An 18,162-nucleotide genomic window follows, 5' to 3' on the forward strand; every position below is an offset into this window, starting at 1 on the left:
TTACGGCTCATAATCGCGGTATCGTCGCCGTGAAACGCTGTGCGTAACAGCGCTCGGGTGGGGAATCGAAGGGGAGCAGTATCGATGTCAGCACAAGGGGGGTCGGCGTCGCACGCCGATGTGTTCTTCGCGTTGTCTCGCACGGGGGCGATCGAGGTTCGCACCACCGAACAGGGACTGCCGCTGGGAATCACCATCGAAGCCGACGAATTGCGTCGTGCGCCTGGTGAGCTGGCCGCCGAGGTATTGCGGTTGTGCAAGCAGTCGGCCGATCGCGCGGCTTTGGCGCGCCGTGCCGAGCTGTCGGCTGCCGGTGTGAGCTCCGACGTGCTCACGTCGTTGGGTCTGCCCACTCCGGAGTCGGTGGCCGCCGCGGAGGTCGTTGCCGAGCAGGACTACGACACCGAGCCGGACAGCTGGCTGCGGTCGGTGTGATCAGAAATCGCTAGGAGAGATTGTCATGAATACGGTAGCTACCGAGCCTTCGGCCATGGAGCTGTTGCGTGCGAGCGCGATCGGACCGGCGCTCGACCTCCCGGTGAGTTCGGCGCTCGCGAACATGGGAGTGCCCACCCTGCCGCAACTTCCGGCATTGCCCGCACTGCCGGATCTGCCCGCGCTGCCCCTGATCGATATGTCGGCGCTCGTCCAACCGCTCACCGACCTGGCCGCTGGTTTCGGCACCGGGCAGATCGGGACCGGCACGGCTTTCGATCCCACCGAGGCGTTGTCGAACGCGGGCACCATCTTGCAGACGGCGCTGGAAGTCGGGGTGAGCGCCTTACAGACGCTCATGCAGGAATGGGAGGGTGAGGGCGCCGACGCGGCGTCCTCGAAAGCGCAAGCCGTACAGCAGGATTCGACGGAGGTCGCCGCGCAGAGCGCCGAACAGAAGTCGGTCGTCACCCAGGCGGCCGCCTCGGTGGCCAAAGGGCTGGCCCAGCTGACAGCCATCACCGCGAGGTTCATCGCCACCGCGACCGCCGCGGCTCCGCTGGCGGCCACACCGGGTGGTCAGGTGGCGCTGCTCGGTCTCGCAGCCGAGGCCGGCGCCGAGGCGCTGGCGGTCGTCGCGCAGACGCGTGCGGAGATGACCGCCCACACCGCGTCGATGAACGCGGCTGGCACCAAAGTGGATGTGACGAGCGCACCCTCCGGTATGGATTCCTCGAACATGCTCTCGCAGCTGTCCAGCCTCATCACGCCGCTGCTCTCGTTGGCGACGACCGCATCCGAACAGCTCACCTCCGCGTTGACCGGCGAGACGACCACCGACACGAACAACGTGGAAGATGTCGCACTGGAACAGGATGCGAATATCGGTGCATCGGCCGGTGGCCTCGGTGGTGGAGCCGGCGGTGGCGTCGGAGGTATCGGCGCGGTGAGTGCGGTCGCGCCGGCTCTCGGGGCGTGGTCCGGTGGACGTGGGTCCACCGGTGGCGCCACCACCACGGGTGCCGCCACCGAGGCCACTGCCAGCGCGTCGAGCGGTGGTCGTGGCGCGGTCACCGGTGGGCCCGGCATGCTGCCGCTCGGTCAGGGCATGGCCAACGCCGCCCGGGCGGGCGACGCGAGCAGCGGTCTGGACGTGCGAACCAACCTGGTCACCGGCGAGCACGGTGACGAGGTCATCGGCGATATCGCCGATACGGCCCAGCCGGTGGTCGGTGCGGCGGCGCAACGCGCACCGCGATCGGGGCAGGTCGACCTTTCGGTCTGACGATCGCGATGCGATGGTTCGCAGCACCTCGAGCGGGTGCTGCGAACCGGATCGTCTAGAAGTAGGCAGTGATGGCCGCGTCGTAGATCTCGTCGGCCAGATCGACATCCGCTGCCGGCTGATAGTTCCGCGCGCGAACATGTTCGACGAATTCATCCGGAATCGCGAGATCGTAGCGGGTCAGATAGTGAATCGAATCGACCCGCCACAGCCACGTGCCGTCCGAGATCAACGACTGGCCACTCCTGATCGACGTATTCGGTTCGAACAGGTCGACCACGCTACCCATGACGTCGAATACCGGCGTGGCAGCGACCATGTATTCGAGGATCCGGGCGCGATCTTCGAGCTGATGCGTGGTGCGTGATTCACGCAGCGAGGGCAGGTCGTCATGACCGCTCCGATACATTTCCCGGTAGATGCCGACCGGTTCGAGTTCCAGCATGTGCTTCCTTTCAGGAGCAATTCCCCGATTTGCTTCCCGCAGCGGAGGCCGCGGCCCTCCGAATCCTCGCGAAGTTCGTCGACGTGAGCATAGCGCGCGACGTTGTCGAACCCGTTGTGGCAGTGCGGGTCCTGCATTTTCGGATCTACATTTCGAAGATCACAGGCGAGCCGCCGGAAGTTGTATCAAAGGTTGCCCATTCGTCGCATTTGCGGAATGCTGTACGGAGCAAGATCTTTCAGGGGGGAAATCTCGTGGTTCAGTCAGATTCCGGTGTGCCGGAGGCCGATCCGGCGACCTTCACCGCGACATCCGCATCGGGGGCGATCGCGGTTCGCACCACAGAACGCGGCCAGCCGCTGCGGTTGCGGATTCGCCAGGACGAACTCTACCGACAGCCCGACGACCTCGCCGCCGAGATCGTCGCGCTGTGCCGCCGCGCCGCCGACCGGGGTGCGCTGGCCAGGCGGGCACAGCTGGAAGCCGCGGGAATGAGCGCGCAGTCGCTCGCCGCCATCGGCGTTCCCACACGCGAACAGGTCGCGCGCGCGGAATTCGAGTACGAACAGCGATACGGTGCCGACCCGCAGATCTGGTCCCCGTCGAACTGAGGAGAGCGATCATGGTCGGTTCGATGGACGAATTGATGGATCGGGTAATGCGCAAGGCATACCGGCTGCAAGATCTGAGCGATCAGCTCGCGGCGATCCGCGTGCGCGTCGGTGCCGCGGACGGAGCGGTGATCGTCGTGATGGACGGCACCGGCGCGCTGGTCGATCTCGAATTGACCGAGGACATTTCCGAACTGACGGCCACCGAGTTCGAAACGGCGGTTGTCGCGGCGGCGGAGGCAGGCGCGAAACGCGCACTCGAACAACACAACCGGCTCGTGGCCGAATTCACCGAAGCGACCACGTCCTGACGTTGCCGACTTTACTCATCCAAGCTCGAAGGAGAATTCAATGAACCAGGTTTTGCAGACCTCACAGGCCGCGATCACCCAATTCGGCAGCGAGCACGCCGCTCTCGCCGGTCAGGTCGCGAGCGCAGGCGCGGGTGCGGCCGGCATGGTCGCCGCGGCAGTTCCGATCTTCGGCCTCATCGGCCAGGACTTCCTCGCGTCGTTCGCGGTGGCCTCCGGCAACCACTTGAGCACCATCGGTGAGATCGCGGCCGTCCACGCCGCCACTTCGGCCGCGGCCGTCAGCGCAGCCGGTGCGTACCAGACCACCGAAGTCAGCTCCGCGGCCGATTTCAACACGGTTATGCCCTAGCCATGGCGACTGAAGACAGCGCGCCCGCGGAAGGGATGGTCGCAGATCCTGCCGCGGCCACCCAAACCGCCGAGGGCGAGACACAGCAGACCGTCGAGGAGATCATCCGCGAGCTGCTCGAAGCCCACGGGCTGGGATCGCTGCTCGACATGTCGGCGCCGGACGCGCTCAGCTCGTTGCAGCTTCCGCAGCTGCCCGATCTGTCCTCCGTGGCCGAGGCGGCCTCCTCGATTCCCCTGTCGAGCCTGATCGAGCCGGTGCTGGAAATGGCGTCCGCGTTCGGCAGCGGTGATACCGGTGGTAGCTCGGGCGGCGGTTCCACCGGCGGTTCAGGCGGCGGCTCGAGCAGCTCTCCCACCTCGGCACTGTCCGGCATCACCGACACGCTCTCGACGGTGGTCGATCTGGCCAAAGACGCGCTGTCGGCGGCGACCGCGCTCTGGGAGGGCACCGGCGCCGATGCCGCGGCGACCAAGTCCACCGAGGTCGCGCAGAACACCACCGATACCGCCGCCCAGGCGGAGAAGATGAACCAGCTGGTGGCAGCGGGCGCTGCCGATGTCAGCACCGGCGTGGCCGAAATCAACGCCGTCATCGCACGTTTCGTCGCGGGGATCACCGCGCTCGCACCGATGCTGTGGACCCCGTGGGGTCAGGCCGCCGCGATCGCGCTGGCCAACGAGAGCATCGCCGAGGGCGGCGCGATCGTCGCGAAAACCCAAGCGGCGCTCACCACCAAGGCCGGCGAAATGACCGCTGCCGGCCAGAAGATCGCCGTCACCGAGGCGCCCAACATCATCTCCGGACTGACCACCGCACTCAACGTGGCAACACCCCTGATGAGCATGGCCTCGACCGGCGTGGAGGCACTGTCGGGCCTGGCGAGCAGCGCCACCAGCGCGGTCAGCGAGGGTGTCGACGCGGCGACCGAAGCGGCCTCGACCGGCGCCGACGTCATGAGCACCCTGACCGACGCGGCCACCCAGCTCGGTGAAACGGTGTCCTCCGAGCTCGCCGAAGCCAACAGCCTCACCGAGAACCTCGGTGCCACCACAGGTTCCGAAGACAGCAGTGCCGCACTGTCCACCGACCCGAGCTCCGCCTCGGCCGGTGCCGGTGGTGGAGGCGGCGGAATGGGCATGGTCGGCATGGGTGGCATGGGCGGACTCGGCGGCATGCCACCGAGCAGCTCCCCACTCAGCAGCACCCCGCTCGCCGGTCGGCAGAGTATCGACGTGGCAGCGACCGGCCAGGCCGCGGACTCCGCGCGCCAGACAACGGCCGGTGCACCGGGCGGTATGGTTCCCGGCGCGGGCGCGGCCCGTCGCGCGGGTGACGCCGGGACTCACGACCCCGAGCGCACCGGGTTGGTCGCCGGTTCACACGGTGACGAGTTGGTCGGTGCTGTGAGCGGTACGTCGATGCCGGTGATCGGCGCGGACGAGGAGACGTTCGACGAATCGTCGGGAAGTTTGGTGGTCTGACCCGGGGGCCCGGAAACACTTCGCGGTGTCCGGGCACCCGGTCGGTCAATACCTGCTGACGGTGCCGCCGTCGATTCTCTGGCGTAGGCGCGTTCCGTCCAGGTCGATGTAAGGGCAGTCGGTCGCCCCTTCACGGAGAGTTGCGGTGGGGTCGTCGGGGGCGATCCAGAGCAGCTTGCCGGTGTCGAACCAAGGGCGAAGGTCGAAGTCGTGATCACCGAATGCCCAGGTGTGTTCGTCCCAGCCACGCCAGACCCCATCGACGTCATAGGTGTCGTAGTTGTCGGCGCCCCAGGTGTTTTCGAGGGGCACCCCCAGCTCGCGGACGGTGCTGTAGTAGGTGGTGGCCCACCCGGTGTGTGGGCCGATGGTGATCTGAGTGATGACCGCACGGACGGTCGGGTGGTTCAGAATCGCTGGGATGACGTAGGGAACGTCGGGTCCGGGCCTGCGCGAGAAAGGCGCGGGGTCAACAGGTTCGGTGAGGCGGACAGCGCCACCCATGGCGAGCCAGGTGCGCGGCACGATACTCGACCGACGACGATGGGGCTTGTCGTATTCCCAGTACCAGCCGTCGAGGTCGACGTTGTCCATCGGCCACCGGAAAGCGGCGCCGGAGAACGGGCACCGCGAGACGAGTACTTCCGGGAGCAGTTCGACATATCGTTCGAAGTATTCGAAGGCGTCGTAGATGATCGCGTCGCCCTCTTCGGTATCGGGCGCCGACTTGTACAGCTCGACTATCCGGTTCCCCGCGTCGAGCAGATTTCTGCGCTCCGCCCTGAAGGTATCGCTCATTTCCTATGAATCCTATGCATCGTCGCCCGAGTTCGTGGAGGCAAGGCCCAGCAGCGGAAGGTCCAGATCCCTGTTGCCCGCCTTGCCGTTCCACGCCCGGTAGGTGAGCAGTGCCGGTGCCGCGATACCGAAGACATCGCGCAGACCGACAACCGCCATCGACGCCAGTTTCTGGTAGCTGGTCGAGGGCGCGGGCCAGGGAAGTTCGACCCACCAGTTGTCGACGTGATCGGGATGAGGTTCCTGCCAACCGGTTTCGATGAGCAGTCGATATTCGTCGGCGGTGATGCGATCGCTCTCATCTATCCACTCGTCGCCGGCCAGCTGGCCGTAGAGTTCGTCATCGGTCTGGGCGAACTGGACGAATCTGCGTGAATCGTGGGGTGGTCGCGACGCGGTGATGACGAGGAAGGCGCCGGCGGGGAGCCACATCAGTTGCTGTGCGAGTCCGTCGGCGAACTCGGTCCAGTCGGTCAAATCACTCCTTCTGCTTCGAGCCGCACGGTTTCGTCGTGTATCGCTAAGCCCGCGTTCGTGTCCAAATACAGGTGGATGCTGCTGGTCATCTCGATCAGTCGGAGTGTGGTGTCAGGGCCGGCCCAGCGGACTTCGGCGTACTCGCCGGGAATTCTGTTCGTCGGCGCGCCGACCGCACCGGTGATCGCGGTTGCCATCACGACAAAGGCGTCTCGGATATCGGCACGGGTAGCGGTTGTCTCGCTCGTGAACCCGGTGACGGCCAGGTCGATCTCGTCGGCGCGACCCCGATAGCCCTGCACCGAACCACTGGCGCGACCGAAGCCGGTGTCCAGGCGCACCGAGTGCGGTCGGGTGGCCTCGACCCGCCAACCGAAACGCGCGGCGAGGGCGTCGACGTCGGTCATCTGCCAAGACCAGTCGAGGTCGCGCAACCGGGTAGCCAGATCGGCGATCTCGTTCTCCGAAAGTGTTTTCCACTCTTTCATATTCGAGTCCTGTTCTTCCCCGCCAGACGTATTCGGCAAGAATAACTCATCGGCCACGTTCCATTCCTCGTGGATCGCGCGCCCGTTCCCGCTCCCGCGCCACCTGCCTCAACCGCGCCGGACTACGCCCCTCCTGTTCCATCCGGATGGCGAGACTCGGCGGAACACCTTGGCCCATTTCGACCAGCATCCTCGCCTCCGTCAACTCGAGTGACAACCCACGGCTGAGAAGATTGGCAGCGAGCGCCAGCCGGCGTTCCGGCGAGTCGAATTCGACGACGGGTGGCTGACGTGATTTGTCGCCGGCATCGAGTGCTCTGTCTTCGACAGCACGCCCCATATCGTTGGAAATCTGCCGATAGGCACGGACATCCAATGTCTTCGCGAGCTCCGGGCCAATCCGGAAACGGGAATCGCCCACGGTTCTATTATGGTCCTGTCGAACCAGTTCCCTGTCGAGGGTTTCCATGGACCGGCCGAGAAGTTCGGCGCGTTCCAATTCCAGCGTCTTGACGATTTCCTGACGGTGTTCCTGACTCAGGCCGAGTGCTTCGAGGGTGCGGGCCTCGGCCGCACGCTCGGCCTGAACCAGCCCGCCGAGCGTATCCATCGTCTCGCGCACCAGGGCCGGACCGGGTTCGCGCCCTTGCTCCAGGGTGCGTTCGATCTCCTGAACGCGGCTCAGGGCCAATTCGGCCACCCGGCCTCGTTCCAGCGCCGGGAGCTCGCGGGCTTCGACGGCCCGGGCGGTGCCCTGCCTGACGATCTCTCGGCCGAGTGCCTCCACGGGACGCCCGAAGTCGTTGGTTCGGTCCATATCGAGAATCTTGGCCAGTTGTTCGGCGTGCCGGGCGTCGAGCCCCATCGCCTCGATAGTGCGAACCTCGGCGGCACGTTCGATTTGAATCACCTGTGCCAAAGCATTGTATTCCTTGACCAGTCCAGTGATCTCGAGTTCGGCGCCCTGGCTTCGGGCCACGGAAATCTCGCGAGTCAACTCGAGCATGTGCTCGACGAATCTCGCCCGTGCCGGATCCTCGTGCTCACGGAATCGAATCGCGAGAGATTTCGCATCGCGCAGCATCACACGTTCGTTGTATTTTATTTCTGTAGTCAGCGACAGCGCGCGACTCTCGACATCGAGTCGGATCAGTTTCTCGACCAGGTCGCGGTGGGGGCCGAGTTCCACGTCTCTGAACACGGCGATTCTGCTCTGGATTTCGATTTCCTGCATGCGGGCAGCCTGTTCCTGCGCGGCGGCGATCAGTCGGCTGGCAGCCTCCGGAGCCAATCCGAGTTGCAAGTCGCGACTGATTGCTGCTTGCTGGGCCGAAAGCCGGTCAGCCATGTCCGTGGCCTTGCCGATGGTGCTGTTGTCGCGTGCTCCATAGCTGAAGCCGACGGCATCTGGCACAGCACGAAGGAGATCGGGACTGTCGATACCGCGGAGTAGCGCTTCCCTTTTCCGTTCGATCTCTCTGGAGAGGACCTGCTCCAATTCGTCGCGGCTTCGGTACGGGTATTCGGCGTCACGCACCACTCCACCGATTGCGGCGATGCTGGTGTTCGGGCCACCGTCGACGAGGAACCTCGATACCTCGATGGAGCCGTCCATACGTGCGTGCACGTAGTGGTACTCCATGCGCAGGGTTCCATCGTGCAGCGCCCGCGTGAGATCTTCACGGGCCTCGATGACCCGTCTACCTTCGGGGCTGTCGGGGTCCACCCCCCGAGCCCGCATCTCGTCGTGGGTTTCGGTCAGGATGCGCTGAAGGTTCTGGTCGATGTTCAACGTGTGCAGTCCGTACTCGGTCGAACCCTGCTCGGCTTTCCCATGAACTGTGAGCGCGTCACCCAATGGCGAGCCGAGGCCCTTGTTCTCGGTACCGATAAGCGTCGGAGGGGTGCTTTCCGTAGCCGGAACGAACGCTATGGTGTCGATGGTCTTGTAGCCGTCGAAGGCGCCTGCGAAGGGTGAAAGCAGCGTGGCGTTCGGGCGGAGTTCGCTGTCGACCGCGTAGGCGTTTCCGCCCAGCTCGCCCATCGCCTTGGAGGTGGCAACCATCTCGTTTCCGAGGCGGTTGTATATTTTGGCGTTGTCGCGCAGTTCGTCGAGGCGATCGAGTTTCGCGTCTACCTGTGCGTCGCTGAGTTCCCGATCGGCGAGCACGGCTTCGCGCTTGGCGACGATGATCCTGTCGAGTTCCGCGGCTTTGAGATCGTGGACGCGTTCGATCCCGAACTCCGCCATGTGGCCTTTGACGACAGCCCCGGCGCGGTCTCTTTCATGCTGCTGCGCTCGGCGCTCCTGCGAATGCCGCTCCAGTTCCTCACGAACCGCTTCGTCACGCACGACATAGGTTTCCGGAATCTCTTTCTGCGCCTTGTGTACGACGTCCTGCGACGTCAGTGGGTCCGTGACGAACCGGTTCCCGTCGTGCAGCGCGAATTTCGTGTCCCGGAATGTACCGGGGGCGTCCAGGAGATGATGCAGGCGCCCGTCTTCGGTGCGGTAACTGTCGGCTCGATCATCTGGCTTGTGGAGCAGTCCGTCATTACCGACGATCATGCCGGCCGGTATCGATCCCACATGTGGAGCCGGGCCTGGCGGCCCTGAGCTTCGGGAGTCGTGCGTTGTCTCGGGTATCGCGTAAAGACCGTCGATCGCAGGCGGATCGCTCGATTCGTCGGCCATGAAGTCCCAGCCGTCGCGCCCGTTTACCTCGGCGCGTTCCGATGTGCGTTCCCCCGGCGCCGACGTGGCGTCAGCTCGCCCCTCGGAGGCGCTTTCCGGCGAGAAGGTGAGCCAACTGCCATCGTTGTGGACCACGGCGGGGGAGTTCGGGCGCTGCCGGACACCGACGATATCGGTGGGCGCGTGTACCGGAACACCGAGCCGGTCGGCGATCTGCTGGGCCCACCCGATGTCACCGCCGCTGAAGCAGGAAACGAGCCGGACCGGTGTTCCAGGAACGTAATTCGGGTTGACGAGGATCGCGTCGGCGACCTGCTGTGGTGACAGCGGGGCACCGTTGCCGTCGAGTGGGTGCCCGGATTCGTCGCCGTGCAGGATCACATCGTGCGCGCCGTCGTTGCGCAGGTTCTCGGTGACACGTCGCGCCGCGGGGTCGGAACCAATCGTGGTGCTGTGCGTGCCGTGCGAGAAGGAGACCACTGCGAGGGTGGACTGCGGTGCCCCGGCGACCGCGTGAGCGAGCTCGTGGCTGAGCCGGTTGATGTCCGTGGAGTCCACGCCTGCGGTGGCGTCGACGAGTCCCATGTGTTCGCCGATGGCTCGAACTACCGTTTCGACGGGGACATCAGGGTCCCAGTGCGGGCCCGTCACCTCGGCGCTGGGCGCAATGGCCGCTCGTAGGTGTGCGTGTTCGGGATTGTCGACGAACTCGATATCGACCCGCAAGCCGTCACCGTTGAGCAGGATGTGTTTCGGCGTGGAAGTGTCTGCCGCACCTGCCTTCTCGGGGAACAACGCGGCCGGTGGCGCTTTCGACGGGTCACCGAACAGCTGTGAACTCGCCTCGATCATGGTGCGCGCGACCGTCTGCATTCGGTCGGCTGTGACCCCCGGCATTTGCTCGAGGTAGGCACGGATCTTCACTTCGGTTGTCCGGCGGCCATTGCCGTCGATGGTTTGCCGGAAGTCGTACCGCGCAGTGCTGACGGTCGTCGGCTGCTGAACGGGTGGCCCGGCCGGGTAGGCCGCCGTCAGCTCCGCACCGGTGGTGCTGCGCGTGACGGTGCCGTCTTCGTGATGGGTGCGCCAGTGGCCGTCGGCTGAGATGCGTAAACCACCGGTGCCGTCAGGATTCACGGTGGTAGCGCTGCGGATACTGCCGTCGGCATCGATCCACACCGCCCGGGCCGGGGCCAGGACATCGATGCCGAGATGTTGGGCGAGTCGGGTGGCGAACCCGTTCGAGGACGCATTGCCAGCGATGAGCCGGACCGGGGTGGTGTGGTCCCAGCCGTGTGCGCGCAACAGGTCGCCGTATTCGGCAGGGGTGTAGGTGTGGTCGCCGATGAGCGCGTGGCCGTCGTCGGAGAGATGAACGTCGGCTGTGAAGTAACCGGGGGCGGCCGGCACCTGGCGAGCAAGGTCGGCGCGGCCGGGATCGTCGGTGTGATGGGCGATGCCCGCGGCGGTGCGCTCACCGCGCTCGGCGGCGAGTTGTCCACTGTGAGTGAATGCTTCGTCTCGTCGGTCGGCGAGATGGCGCAGTGCTGCGGCTTGCTTCTCGAGGGCCGCCAACTCGTGTTCGGGCGAATCCGTCGGGACGACCAATGGGGGATGGTCCTGCTGAGTTCGGATGGCCGTCATCGATTGCCCGTTCGGCCCGTCCGGGGCGGAAGTCTTCGTGTTCTTGTCTGCCCAGGCGTGAAAAACCGTGAGGTCGAAATCAGGGTGGGCTTTGAGTTCGGCGGCGCGCTGTCGAAGGTGCTCGACGTCGGTTTCGACATGTCGGCGGAGTTTTTCGGTGTGGTGCGCTCGTTCGCTCTCGCCGGCTTCGGAGTCCCGGAAATGCGTGTCGACCAGCCCGGGAATGCTTGCCAGCCGGGCACGTTCCATTCCATCGATGACCGCGGCCACATGCCACGGCGTCATTTCCCGATCGACTTCCTGCAGGGTCTTCGCTGCCCAGGTGACGGCGGGTTGCGTACCCGGCCGGAACTCGATCAGGGGTTCGTTCTTCGACTTCGGTGTTGGGTCGAACTGGTGCTGGTCGATGATGCTTTCGTAGTTGCGTGCCCGCTGGAAGGAACTCTGTGGGTTCCAGTAGACGTGGGGACCGTGCATGATGCCCGCACCGATCACGGCGAGCCGGCGCTCGTAGAGACTCAGCTCCGCTGGTGTGAGGCGAGTTCCGTCGGCGTGCAGGATTTCGAACATGTCGTGGTCGCCGGTTACGGGTACCTTGTCACCGTTGATCTTCTGATGGACGATGCCGTTCTCGACCACGAAATCGTGCGCCAGCTCGGCCATATCCGCCGCATACGCGACGAAGTCCTCGGCGCGGTCATGTAGTCGCTGCTCGAGTGCTTCGATCTGCGTGTCCGACATGCCGGTGGTGTCGGGCATACGCAACGTCCCCGGCTCGAACCGCCCGACCAGCCCCTTGGCGTGCGCCGGTGCGCCGAGCGCGACATCGAGATCGTTGATCGTCTTGTCTTTGATCACCATCGGTTTGGGCGCGGCGCCGGCTTTCAGGTGCGGCACCGAATCAGGATTGGTCGGGCGGACCTGGATGATCAGGTTGAATCTGTCGATGAATCCTTGGATACGGCGTTGGTTTCTGATCGGAATGCCGTAGACCGATTCGATGTCGGCGGATGTCAGCGGATCCGTCGGCAGGGAGTCGTCGGCCATGAGGTCCCAGTCGCCCTGCCGACCGGGGTCCGAGTTCGCCGGATCGACGGGAAGCGCGGTCGGCGGCCGATGATTTCCGTCCGCATCCGCCGGATGGAACGTGCGCCAATTGCCGTCGTTGTGAACGACGGCGGGGGAGTCGGGGCGTTGCCTGACACCGACGATGTCGGTGGGTGCGTGGACAGGCACACCGAGTTCGTTCGCGATGTGTTGTGCCCACCCGGCGTCGTTGCCGCTGTGGCATGAGACGAGTCGGACGGGAGTGCCCGGCACATAGTCGGGATTGGCGCGGATGGCCTCGACCATCCGCTGGGGATCGACCGGGATACCCATATCGTCGACGGGGCGGCCGATGTCGTTGCCGTGGACGACGACGTCGTGGGCGCCCTCGTTGCGGAGGTTCTCGCTGACACGACGCGCGGTGGGGTCGTCGCCGATGGTGGTGCTGTGGGGCCGGTGCTGGACGGGCAGACCGACATCCACGCGGTGCTCGGGAGTACGCGCGTCGTCATCGGCGAGTGGATCGGTAGCGGCCGAATGGTCGGCCACGGTGTGGCTGTGGGTGCGCGCAGCTTCGATACCCGCGTCGTAGTCGGTGACCGATCGTCCCGCGCCCGGATGGTATTCCGAGCCGACCGCCGCGGGGTCGTAGGCCATGAACACCACGTCGGGCCGACCACCGTTGTGCTTGCGGAAGGTCTCGTAATCCCAACCGGGCGGAGCATATTCGTCGTTCCAGGCAAGGCGGGCAACCGGCACGAAGCCCGCCTCGGCGTAGAGCCGCGGCAGGACTGTGTCGAAACAATCGAGCCTGCGGCCGCCCTGATCGATCGCGATGGTGAGCATCGCGATCGACGCGCCAGGATAGCGAGTATCGCGATGGGCGAAGACCGAAACGATCTCGTCGCCTTTCAAGGCGATGCCCGCTTTACCGTCGTCGGTGACGAACAACCGCATGGTGCGGTATTCCTCGGTGCTGTAGACGTGCACCGACGCCGCGAAACGATTGTTCTCGGTGAGCAGGACCATTTGCCGACGGAAGAAGTCGGCGTCGGCCGGTGCCAGCTCGAAGAGGTCCGGCGTGCTGTGTCCGAGTGCGGCGAGACGGTCCGCGTCGGCGGTCGTCAGCGAGCTGACCCCGACCGGGGTGATGTCGCCGAGATCGGTCAGAAGCCGTGGGCCTCCGCTTCCTCGATCATCTCGTCCGTCCAGTACTGCTCGATCGCTGTCCGTTTGTCCGTCGGAAGGTCCGGTGTCCACCCCCGCCGCCGCCAGAACGCTTGGCGTTGAGCCTCGGTCAGTGGTGGAACGCTGCTGTCGGTCATCGGAGATCTCCTGGGCGGGCTGACTTGTCGGGCTGGTGGTTTCGTGCGCGTCTGCGGGTGGTACGTCGGCTGACGGCGCCGGCCGTTCTTGCCGATTGTCGGGACCCCCGGACATCGCCCGGCCGGGGTTCGCCGCAGCCGGTGAAGTCGAACCTGCGACCGGGACAACGTATCCCCGGTCGTTGATCGGGCCGCCGCGCGGATACTCTCCCGGTGGTAAGTCGAATACACCTTCGTTGTCGAAGAAGCGAACTTGGCCGTCACGGCTGACGACGGCTTCGACATGCGGCGTCCTTTTGAACCGGAGATCCTGGTGCATGCTGTTGACGCAGTCGGGTCGGAGTCGACGCTCCTCCGGCGACGGCGGACCGGGTAGCCGATCCTCCGGATGCGTGTGCAGGATGAATTTATACGTGGATGCCAAGCCGGGTGGGATTATCGAACGGGTTCTCTCACCGCGGAAAAGTCGCAGGTCGCCGTCGGCGTTCTGAACGACGGCATGCTCGTTGTCCGCGAACTTCTGCAGTTCGGCGAGGTGGGTGATGTTCACCTCGCCCGGCCGGATCGGAATGCTCTCGTTCGTCGCCAAGGCGTTGACCAGTTGTTTGGCCTTGGGCGACAGTTCGCCGAACGTGATCTCACCGCCCGGCATCCGCGAGTTGGATTTGTAGTGCTTGGCCATCTCCCGGGTTCCGTCGGTCGACGTATCCGGAGGCGGAGCGGTCTCCTGATGGTGGGAAGTCTCGGCCGTCGAATTCGACGAGGGCGGAACGACAGTTGTGCTGGCGGCTTGGACGGGCGCGGTTGTCCCCGGCGTATGGGAGTCGATGGCGGCCCGAGGACCGGACGCTGGAGCGACCGGCGGACCGGGGTGACCGGGTCGCGATGTGGGCGCGCTGTTCTCGGCAGCAGGCGCGTGCCGTTCGGAATCGGTTCTATCCGAAGTCGCCTTCTGGGACGACGTGGGTGTGGTAGCCGGCGTCGATGGCATAGCCGCTGGAGTGGCGCCCGCTGCGGCGACGGGCGCGGTGGGCGACGGCGCCGCAGGAGCACTGGCTACCGGCGATGTTGTGGTTTCTGTTTCGGCAGCCGATGCTGCGAGATCGACCGTGGTCGCAGCGGTGTGCGCGGCCGGTGCGACAGTACCCGGGTCGCCGACCTGAGATTGTGGATCGCGAGTGGCATCTGTCTGCGGCACGGCATTGTCGGTGCTGGTTGTGGCGCTGTCCGGTGCCGTCGGGTCGGCATGGCTCCCACCGAATTCGGTTGTGGATGAATGGGAGTTCTCGTCGACAACACTCGATGGGGCTTCCACTCCGGTCGACGCCGCATCGATAGCTGAATCCGTTGGAGTGTGAGCGGTATCAGCATTGGCGTTCGAGGGACTGACGTCGCTTGTGGGCTGTGCAGCGGGGGCCCCGGTACCGACGCCGGGATCAGTCTGTCCGGGGGGTGAGGTTGTCTGTTGTGTGCTGGCCGAATTCTCCGAGGACGCTGGGTCAACGGTGTCGGCATTTCCAGAGTTTTGGTTGGTGCCTGTGTCGGCCGGGCCGGCCTCGGTGTCAGTTCCGTTGTTCGAGCCGCTGTTGTCGCCGTTGTTCCGGCTGTCGCCTGCTCCGTTGTTCGTTGCCGTATTCGATCCGGCGTGGTCCGTTTGGGAGGGACTGCCCGCGCGGGTGGTGTTGCCGGTGTAGTTCATGGGTCCGGCGTTGTCGGTGTGTCCGCGGTAGCCGTGGATGGCGGAGGGTCCGGCGCCGGAGGCGGCGCCGCCGGTGAAGGAGCGTGGGTCGAAGTCCCATTGGCCGGTGAAGGCGCCGGTGGCGAGGTAGGCGGCGGTCGCGCCGGCGAGGCCTGCGCCTGCGCCGGTGGTGGCGCCGTTGCGGGCCCCTGTCCAGCCGCCGTTGGTGGTGGGGAGTTTGCGGCCGAGGCCGAAGCCGGTGGCGCCGCCGACGCCGCCGGCGATGGCGGAGATGCCGGCGTTGAGGCCGACCGCTTTCCAGTCGTAGCCGTTGATGTGGCCGGTTGTGTTCTGGATGTGTTGGACGGTGAGTTCTTGGCTGGTGCCTTGTCCGAGTTCGACGAGGGATTCTTGGACGGTTTCGTAGACGAGTTTGACCGCTATGCGTTCGAGGACTTCTTCGGTGACGTTGGTGGTGATGGTGTGGGCGATGGCTCTGGCGAGGCGGTTGCCCATCCAGGTGAAGAGTTTTCGGGCTTGGGCGATGACGATGGCGTGGGCTAGTGGTGCGCCGGGTCCGGCGGCGGCGGCCCAGGCGAGTTCTGTGAGGAGCCAGGCGCCGGCGATGTAGAAGTTGAGTTTGGCGGCTTGGAGATGGTCGCCGCCGGAGTCGGCGGCGGCAGCGAGTTTGGTCCAGTGGTCGGCGAGGTGAGCGAGGGATCCGTTTTTGTCGGGGCCTTGGCCGTCGATGAGGGGTTGGATCCATTCGAGGATGGATTCCCCGCCGCGGCCTCGGGGGTAGGCGGCGTTGACGGTGCCGACAACGGCTTCGAGTTCGGGAACGAGGGCCTTGGCGTCGTCGGCGGCGGTTTGGAGGTCTTTGCCCATTTGCCACATGAGGTCTTCGTTGCCGTGTGGCCAGTCGGCTCCGACGAGCCATTCCACGGGTTCGAGCCAGGACGGGAATCCGAGTGCCACAGCGGGTTACCGGTACTCGATGCGGAACACCCGCGCATCCACCGGCACAACCCACGGCAGATATGGGTAGGCGACAGTACTCGTCATCGAAGCCCCCCACGGCTGGTGCAACCAAACATTAGCCGACATCGCGGTGTCGACGAGTTCGACTGTGCCACAAGTGGATACAAACTACAACGCAGCAATTCGCTGTTGTTGCCGAGTGATTCGAGCTGCTTGCACCATCACGCATGATTCAGCGGAGGTGCGCACGGGCTACGGCCGGGTGCCAGGCCACGGCAGGCCTAGCGCGAGCTCAAGCGTCTTCTAGCCGCTTCGGCACATAGCCGGACAGGTATTCACCGAAGAAGCGGGCGAGGTCCGACGGGTATGCCTGAATGCAGGACAGCGAATAATCGAGCACCAGGCCGAAGCGGTTTCGCCCGGAGTCCACGTAGCGGTACTTCGGCTCGAGCGTGTCCAGCATCTCCTGATAGAGGTCGCGCACATCGAGGAAGTCCAACAGCTCCACCAGGTCCCATGTCGATACATCGACCTGTGGGTCCTTGCTCAACAGTATCGATCGCCCGCCGGCGCTACCGCGCACACGTTCGCCTCGACCGAGAGCCTCTGCACGGTGCATGTCGATGAAATGAAAGGGGCCGGATTCCTCGACATACGCCCATTCGTTGAACCGAGGATTCTCGTAGAGCTCCCCACTGGGAAGGCGGGCCACCAGATCGGTAAAACCGAGTCCACGGCGGGGCACTTCGTGTGTTTCGCCGTCACCGCCCCGGAGCAGCACCACATCCTCCACCGTCGAAACCCAGGCAGCAGCCTCCCGCCTGAACGTTTCCCGTTCCGGGAAGTTTCGGATGCACCCGAGGTGGAACGAGCCCCAGAAGAAGCTCGCGTTCTCATCCCACGAGGCACGCATTTGGTGGTAGGGCTGCATGGACTCCGCCCATCCGTCCACCTCGAGCACGAATCGGCCACAGAATCGGCACGCCTCGTCGTCGTCGATCACTATCTGTCCTCTCGGCGTCCGACTCGGTGGGGTAGGGAAGCTGGTCCGGACGGGCGACTTATGAGTGAATATTCGCCCCCGGGCCGACCGGGTCTCGACTGTACGACATCGCACCATCGAACCGGGCGCGGCAACTGGACGCGAGTCCACCGGCCCGGTAAACAATCCGGCTACCAGCCCGAATCTGTGACCCCGGTACGACGTTCGGCCGTCCACCTGGCGTGATCCTCGGCATTGTCGAAGGTCGGCACCGCCTCCTCGGCTCTGACGCGTTCGGGAGAGTTGGGTGGTGCCATCGAGGCCGCCGGCAGCGTAGGCGCCTGACTATCGAGGTCGGGAAGGTTGTCGATGAGTTCGTGCAGCTTCGGCATCGCGGCCCGCTGATCCGCGATCGGTTGCATCAGCTCCTCGGTCTGACGCCCGACATCGGCGAGAGCGCGTTGCGCGGCAGTCGTGACAGCTTTGGCGATTTCGTCATAGGTGAGTTCGTCGATGTCGGAGGAGAACTTCGTCTCGATCACCGCACCATCGGCGTTCATCGTCACAGTGACACGTTTGTCGTTGGTGATCCCGGTCCCGGTCAGCAGAGCGCGTTTCTGCGCCGCTTCCGCGATCGCACTGATCTGCTGGCTGAAAGTGGCCAGCAGAGAGGCGGTTTCGGCTTCATTGTTCATCGAAAGTCTACTTCCCGAAGCCGTCGACGTTTTCCTGCTCGCGTTCGTCGCTACGCTTGCTGCCCGACAAGATCCCGTTGGACAGGTTGCCCATCGAGGTCGACAGCGTGCTCGTGCTCTCCACGATGTTGGTAGCCCCGGCTTCGAATCCGTCTGCCCCGTCCGCGAACTTGCTGCCGAACCGGTCATCGCCCCAAGCGGCCGCTCCCGGCGCGACAGCTGCCTTACCGGCGGCGGCGATCGTATCCAACTGGTCCGCGATCGCGGCGATGTCGTGGATGACTTGTGCCAGCTTGGCGGTGTTCACTTCGATCGGCTCTGTCATCGGTTCCCCCCGAACTGTCCCACAGTGACCGCACCTGTGGCCACCTATTCGACTGTGCCACAACGAGTATGAAGGCACAATAGTCTTGGTTGCGGGCCGTGAAT

The 18,162-nt window shown here is 65.0% G+C and carries 17 protein-coding genes; 9 read left to right on the forward strand and 8 right to left on the reverse strand.

Annotated elements, in window-relative coordinates; genetic code table 11:
* Positions 1 to 84: 84 nt before the first annotated feature.
* A complete protein-coding gene (locus AB0F86_RS20415) occupies positions 85 to 435 on the forward strand; it encodes a hypothetical protein (RefSeq protein ID WP_181699477.1) in 351 nt (116 codons plus the stop codon).
* Positions 436 to 460: 25 nt separating this feature from the next.
* On the forward strand, positions 461 to 1,720 hold the full coding sequence (locus AB0F86_RS20420) for a hypothetical protein (RefSeq protein ID WP_356985003.1): 1,260 nt from the start codon (positions 461 to 463) through the stop codon (positions 1,718 to 1,720).
* 55 nt (positions 1,721 to 1,775) lie between these two features.
* Here AB0F86_RS20420 and AB0F86_RS20425 read toward each other — a convergent pair whose 3' ends face one another.
* The gene (locus AB0F86_RS20425) at positions 1,776 to 2,165 is read right to left on the reverse strand and encodes a hypothetical protein (RefSeq protein WP_356985002.1); all 390 of its coding nucleotides are present in this window, start codon (positions 2,163 to 2,165) and stop codon (positions 1,776 to 1,778) included.
* Between the two features lie 254 nt (positions 2,166 to 2,419).
* On the opposite strand from AB0F86_RS20425, the gene AB0F86_RS20430 reads away from it, so the two are divergent.
* From AB0F86_RS20430 to AB0F86_RS20445, 4 genes are read left to right on the forward strand one after another with little or no spacing between them, the layout of a single operon-like run.
* A complete protein-coding gene (locus AB0F86_RS20430) occupies positions 2,420 to 2,776 on the forward strand; it encodes a hypothetical protein (protein WP_356985001.1) in 357 nt (118 codons plus the stop codon).
* An 11-nt stretch (positions 2,777 to 2,787) separates the two neighbouring features.
* Positions 2,788 to 3,087, forward strand: a complete 300-nt coding sequence (locus tag AB0F86_RS20435) for a YbaB/EbfC family nucleoid-associated protein (protein ID WP_181699471.1) — start codon at positions 2,788 to 2,790, stop codon at positions 3,085 to 3,087.
* A gap of 40 nt (positions 3,088 to 3,127) precedes the next feature.
* Positions 3,128 to 3,439, forward strand: a complete 312-nt coding sequence (locus tag AB0F86_RS20440; protein ID WP_181699468.1) for a type VII secretion target — start codon at positions 3,128 to 3,130, stop codon at positions 3,437 to 3,439.
* A 2-nt stretch (positions 3,440 to 3,441) separates the two neighbouring features.
* Positions 3,442 to 4,923, forward strand: coding sequence for a hypothetical protein (locus AB0F86_RS20445; RefSeq protein WP_356985000.1), 1,482 nt, complete (start codon positions 3,442 to 3,444; stop codon positions 4,921 to 4,923).
* 45 nt (positions 4,924 to 4,968) lie between these two features.
* Here AB0F86_RS20445 and AB0F86_RS20450 read toward each other — a convergent pair whose 3' ends face one another.
* Genes AB0F86_RS20450 through AB0F86_RS20465 form a run of 4 tightly spaced genes read right to left on the reverse strand, consistent with a single transcriptional unit; the run spans position 4,969 to position 12,072 of the window.
* On the reverse strand, positions 4,969 to 5,721 hold the full coding sequence (locus AB0F86_RS20450) for a hypothetical protein (RefSeq protein ID WP_356984999.1): 753 nt from the start codon (positions 5,719 to 5,721) through the stop codon (positions 4,969 to 4,971).
* 12 nt (positions 5,722 to 5,733) lie between these two features.
* Positions 5,734 to 6,198, reverse strand: a complete 465-nt coding sequence (locus AB0F86_RS20455) for a hypothetical protein (protein WP_356984998.1) — start codon at positions 6,196 to 6,198, stop codon at positions 5,734 to 5,736.
* Positions 6,195 to 6,686 (reverse strand): DUF6301 family protein, encoded by a 492-nt coding sequence (locus AB0F86_RS20460; RefSeq protein WP_356984997.1) that lies wholly within the window; start codon positions 6,684 to 6,686, stop codon positions 6,195 to 6,197. Before AB0F86_RS20460 ends, AB0F86_RS20455 begins: the two co-directional genes overlap by 4 nt.
* Before the next feature lie 46 nt (positions 6,687 to 6,732).
* A complete protein-coding gene (locus AB0F86_RS20465) occupies positions 6,733 to 12,072 on the reverse strand; it encodes a hypothetical protein (RefSeq protein ID WP_356984996.1) in 5,340 nt (1,779 codons plus the stop codon).
* A gap of 363 nt (positions 12,073 to 12,435) precedes the next feature.
* Between AB0F86_RS20465 and AB0F86_RS20470 the strand changes: the two genes are divergently transcribed.
* From AB0F86_RS20470 to AB0F86_RS20480, 3 genes are all read left to right on the forward strand, one after another.
* On the forward strand, positions 12,436 to 13,362 hold the full coding sequence (locus tag AB0F86_RS20470; RefSeq protein WP_356984995.1) for a hypothetical protein: 927 nt from the start codon (positions 12,436 to 12,438) through the stop codon (positions 13,360 to 13,362).
* A gap of 577 nt (positions 13,363 to 13,939) precedes the next feature.
* Positions 13,940 to 14,068, forward strand: coding sequence for a hypothetical protein (locus tag AB0F86_RS20475; RefSeq protein ID WP_255675418.1), 129 nt, complete (start codon positions 13,940 to 13,942; stop codon positions 14,066 to 14,068).
* 1,127 nt (positions 14,069 to 15,195) lie between these two features.
* Complete coding sequence (locus tag AB0F86_RS20480; RefSeq protein WP_356984976.1) at positions 15,196 to 15,639, forward strand: hypothetical protein; 444 nt, start codon at positions 15,196 to 15,198, stop codon at positions 15,637 to 15,639.
* Positions 15,640 to 16,348: 709 nt separating this feature from the next.
* Here the strand turns inward: AB0F86_RS20480 and AB0F86_RS20485 are convergent.
* The 3 genes from AB0F86_RS20485 to AB0F86_RS20495 all read right to left on the reverse strand — a co-directional run bounded on the left by AB0F86_RS20485 (position 16,349) and on the right by AB0F86_RS20495 (position 18,058).
* Positions 16,349 to 17,059, reverse strand: a complete 711-nt coding sequence (locus tag AB0F86_RS20485) for a hypothetical protein (RefSeq protein ID WP_356984994.1) — start codon at positions 17,057 to 17,059, stop codon at positions 16,349 to 16,351.
* A gap of 170 nt (positions 17,060 to 17,229) precedes the next feature.
* Positions 17,230 to 17,733, reverse strand: a complete 504-nt coding sequence (locus AB0F86_RS20490) for a YbaB/EbfC family nucleoid-associated protein (RefSeq protein ID WP_356984993.1) — start codon at positions 17,731 to 17,733, stop codon at positions 17,230 to 17,232.
* Positions 17,734 to 17,740: 7 nt separating this feature from the next.
* Positions 17,741 to 18,058, reverse strand: a complete 318-nt coding sequence (locus tag AB0F86_RS20495; protein WP_225281909.1) for a hypothetical protein — start codon at positions 18,056 to 18,058, stop codon at positions 17,741 to 17,743.
* Positions 18,059 to 18,162: the final 104 nt, after the last annotated feature.

This window comes from Nocardia sp. NPDC023733 (assembly GCF_040639775.1).
In the GTDB taxonomy this organism is placed as follows: Bacteria; Actinomycetota; Actinomycetes; order Mycobacteriales; family Mycobacteriaceae; genus Nocardia; species Nocardia rosealba.

Excerpts from the sequence above, each read along its gene's own strand:
- AB0F86_RS20450 (WP_356984999.1), bottom strand. The coding sequence starts at position 5,721 with ATGAGCGATACCTTCAGGGCGGAGCGCAGAAATCTGCTCGACGCGGGG.
- AB0F86_RS20440 (WP_181699468.1), top strand. The coding sequence starts at position 3,128 with ATGAACCAGGTTTTGCAGACCTCACAGGCCGCGATCACCCAATTCGGC.
- AB0F86_RS20445 (WP_356985000.1), top strand. The coding sequence starts at position 3,442 with ATGGCGACTGAAGACAGCGCGCCCGCGGAAGGGATGGTCGCAGATCCT.
- AB0F86_RS20425 (WP_356985002.1), bottom strand. The coding sequence starts at position 2,165 with ATGCTGGAACTCGAACCGGTCGGCATCTACCGGGAAATGTATCGGAGC.
- AB0F86_RS20465 (WP_356984996.1), bottom strand. The coding sequence starts at position 12,072 with ATGGCCGACGACTCCCTGCCGACGGATCCGCTGACATCCGCCGACATC.
- AB0F86_RS20460 (WP_356984997.1), bottom strand. The coding sequence starts at position 6,686 with ATGAAAGAGTGGAAAACACTTTCGGAGAACGAGATCGCCGATCTGGCT.
- AB0F86_RS20435 (WP_181699471.1), top strand. The coding sequence starts at position 2,788 with ATGGTCGGTTCGATGGACGAATTGATGGATCGGGTAATGCGCAAGGCA.
- AB0F86_RS20420 (WP_356985003.1), top strand. The coding sequence starts at position 461 with ATGAATACGGTAGCTACCGAGCCTTCGGCCATGGAGCTGTTGCGTGCG.
- AB0F86_RS20495 (WP_225281909.1), bottom strand. The coding sequence starts at position 18,058 with ATGACAGAGCCGATCGAAGTGAACACCGCCAAGCTGGCACAAGTCATC.
- AB0F86_RS20415 (WP_181699477.1), top strand. The coding sequence starts at position 85 with ATGTCAGCACAAGGGGGGTCGGCGTCGCACGCCGATGTGTTCTTCGCG.
- AB0F86_RS20490 (WP_356984993.1), bottom strand. The coding sequence starts at position 17,733 with ATGAACAATGAAGCCGAAACCGCCTCTCTGCTGGCCACTTTCAGCCAG.
- AB0F86_RS20475 (WP_255675418.1), top strand. The coding sequence starts at position 13,940 with ATGTTCACCTCGCCCGGCCGGATCGGAATGCTCTCGTTCGTCGCCAAG.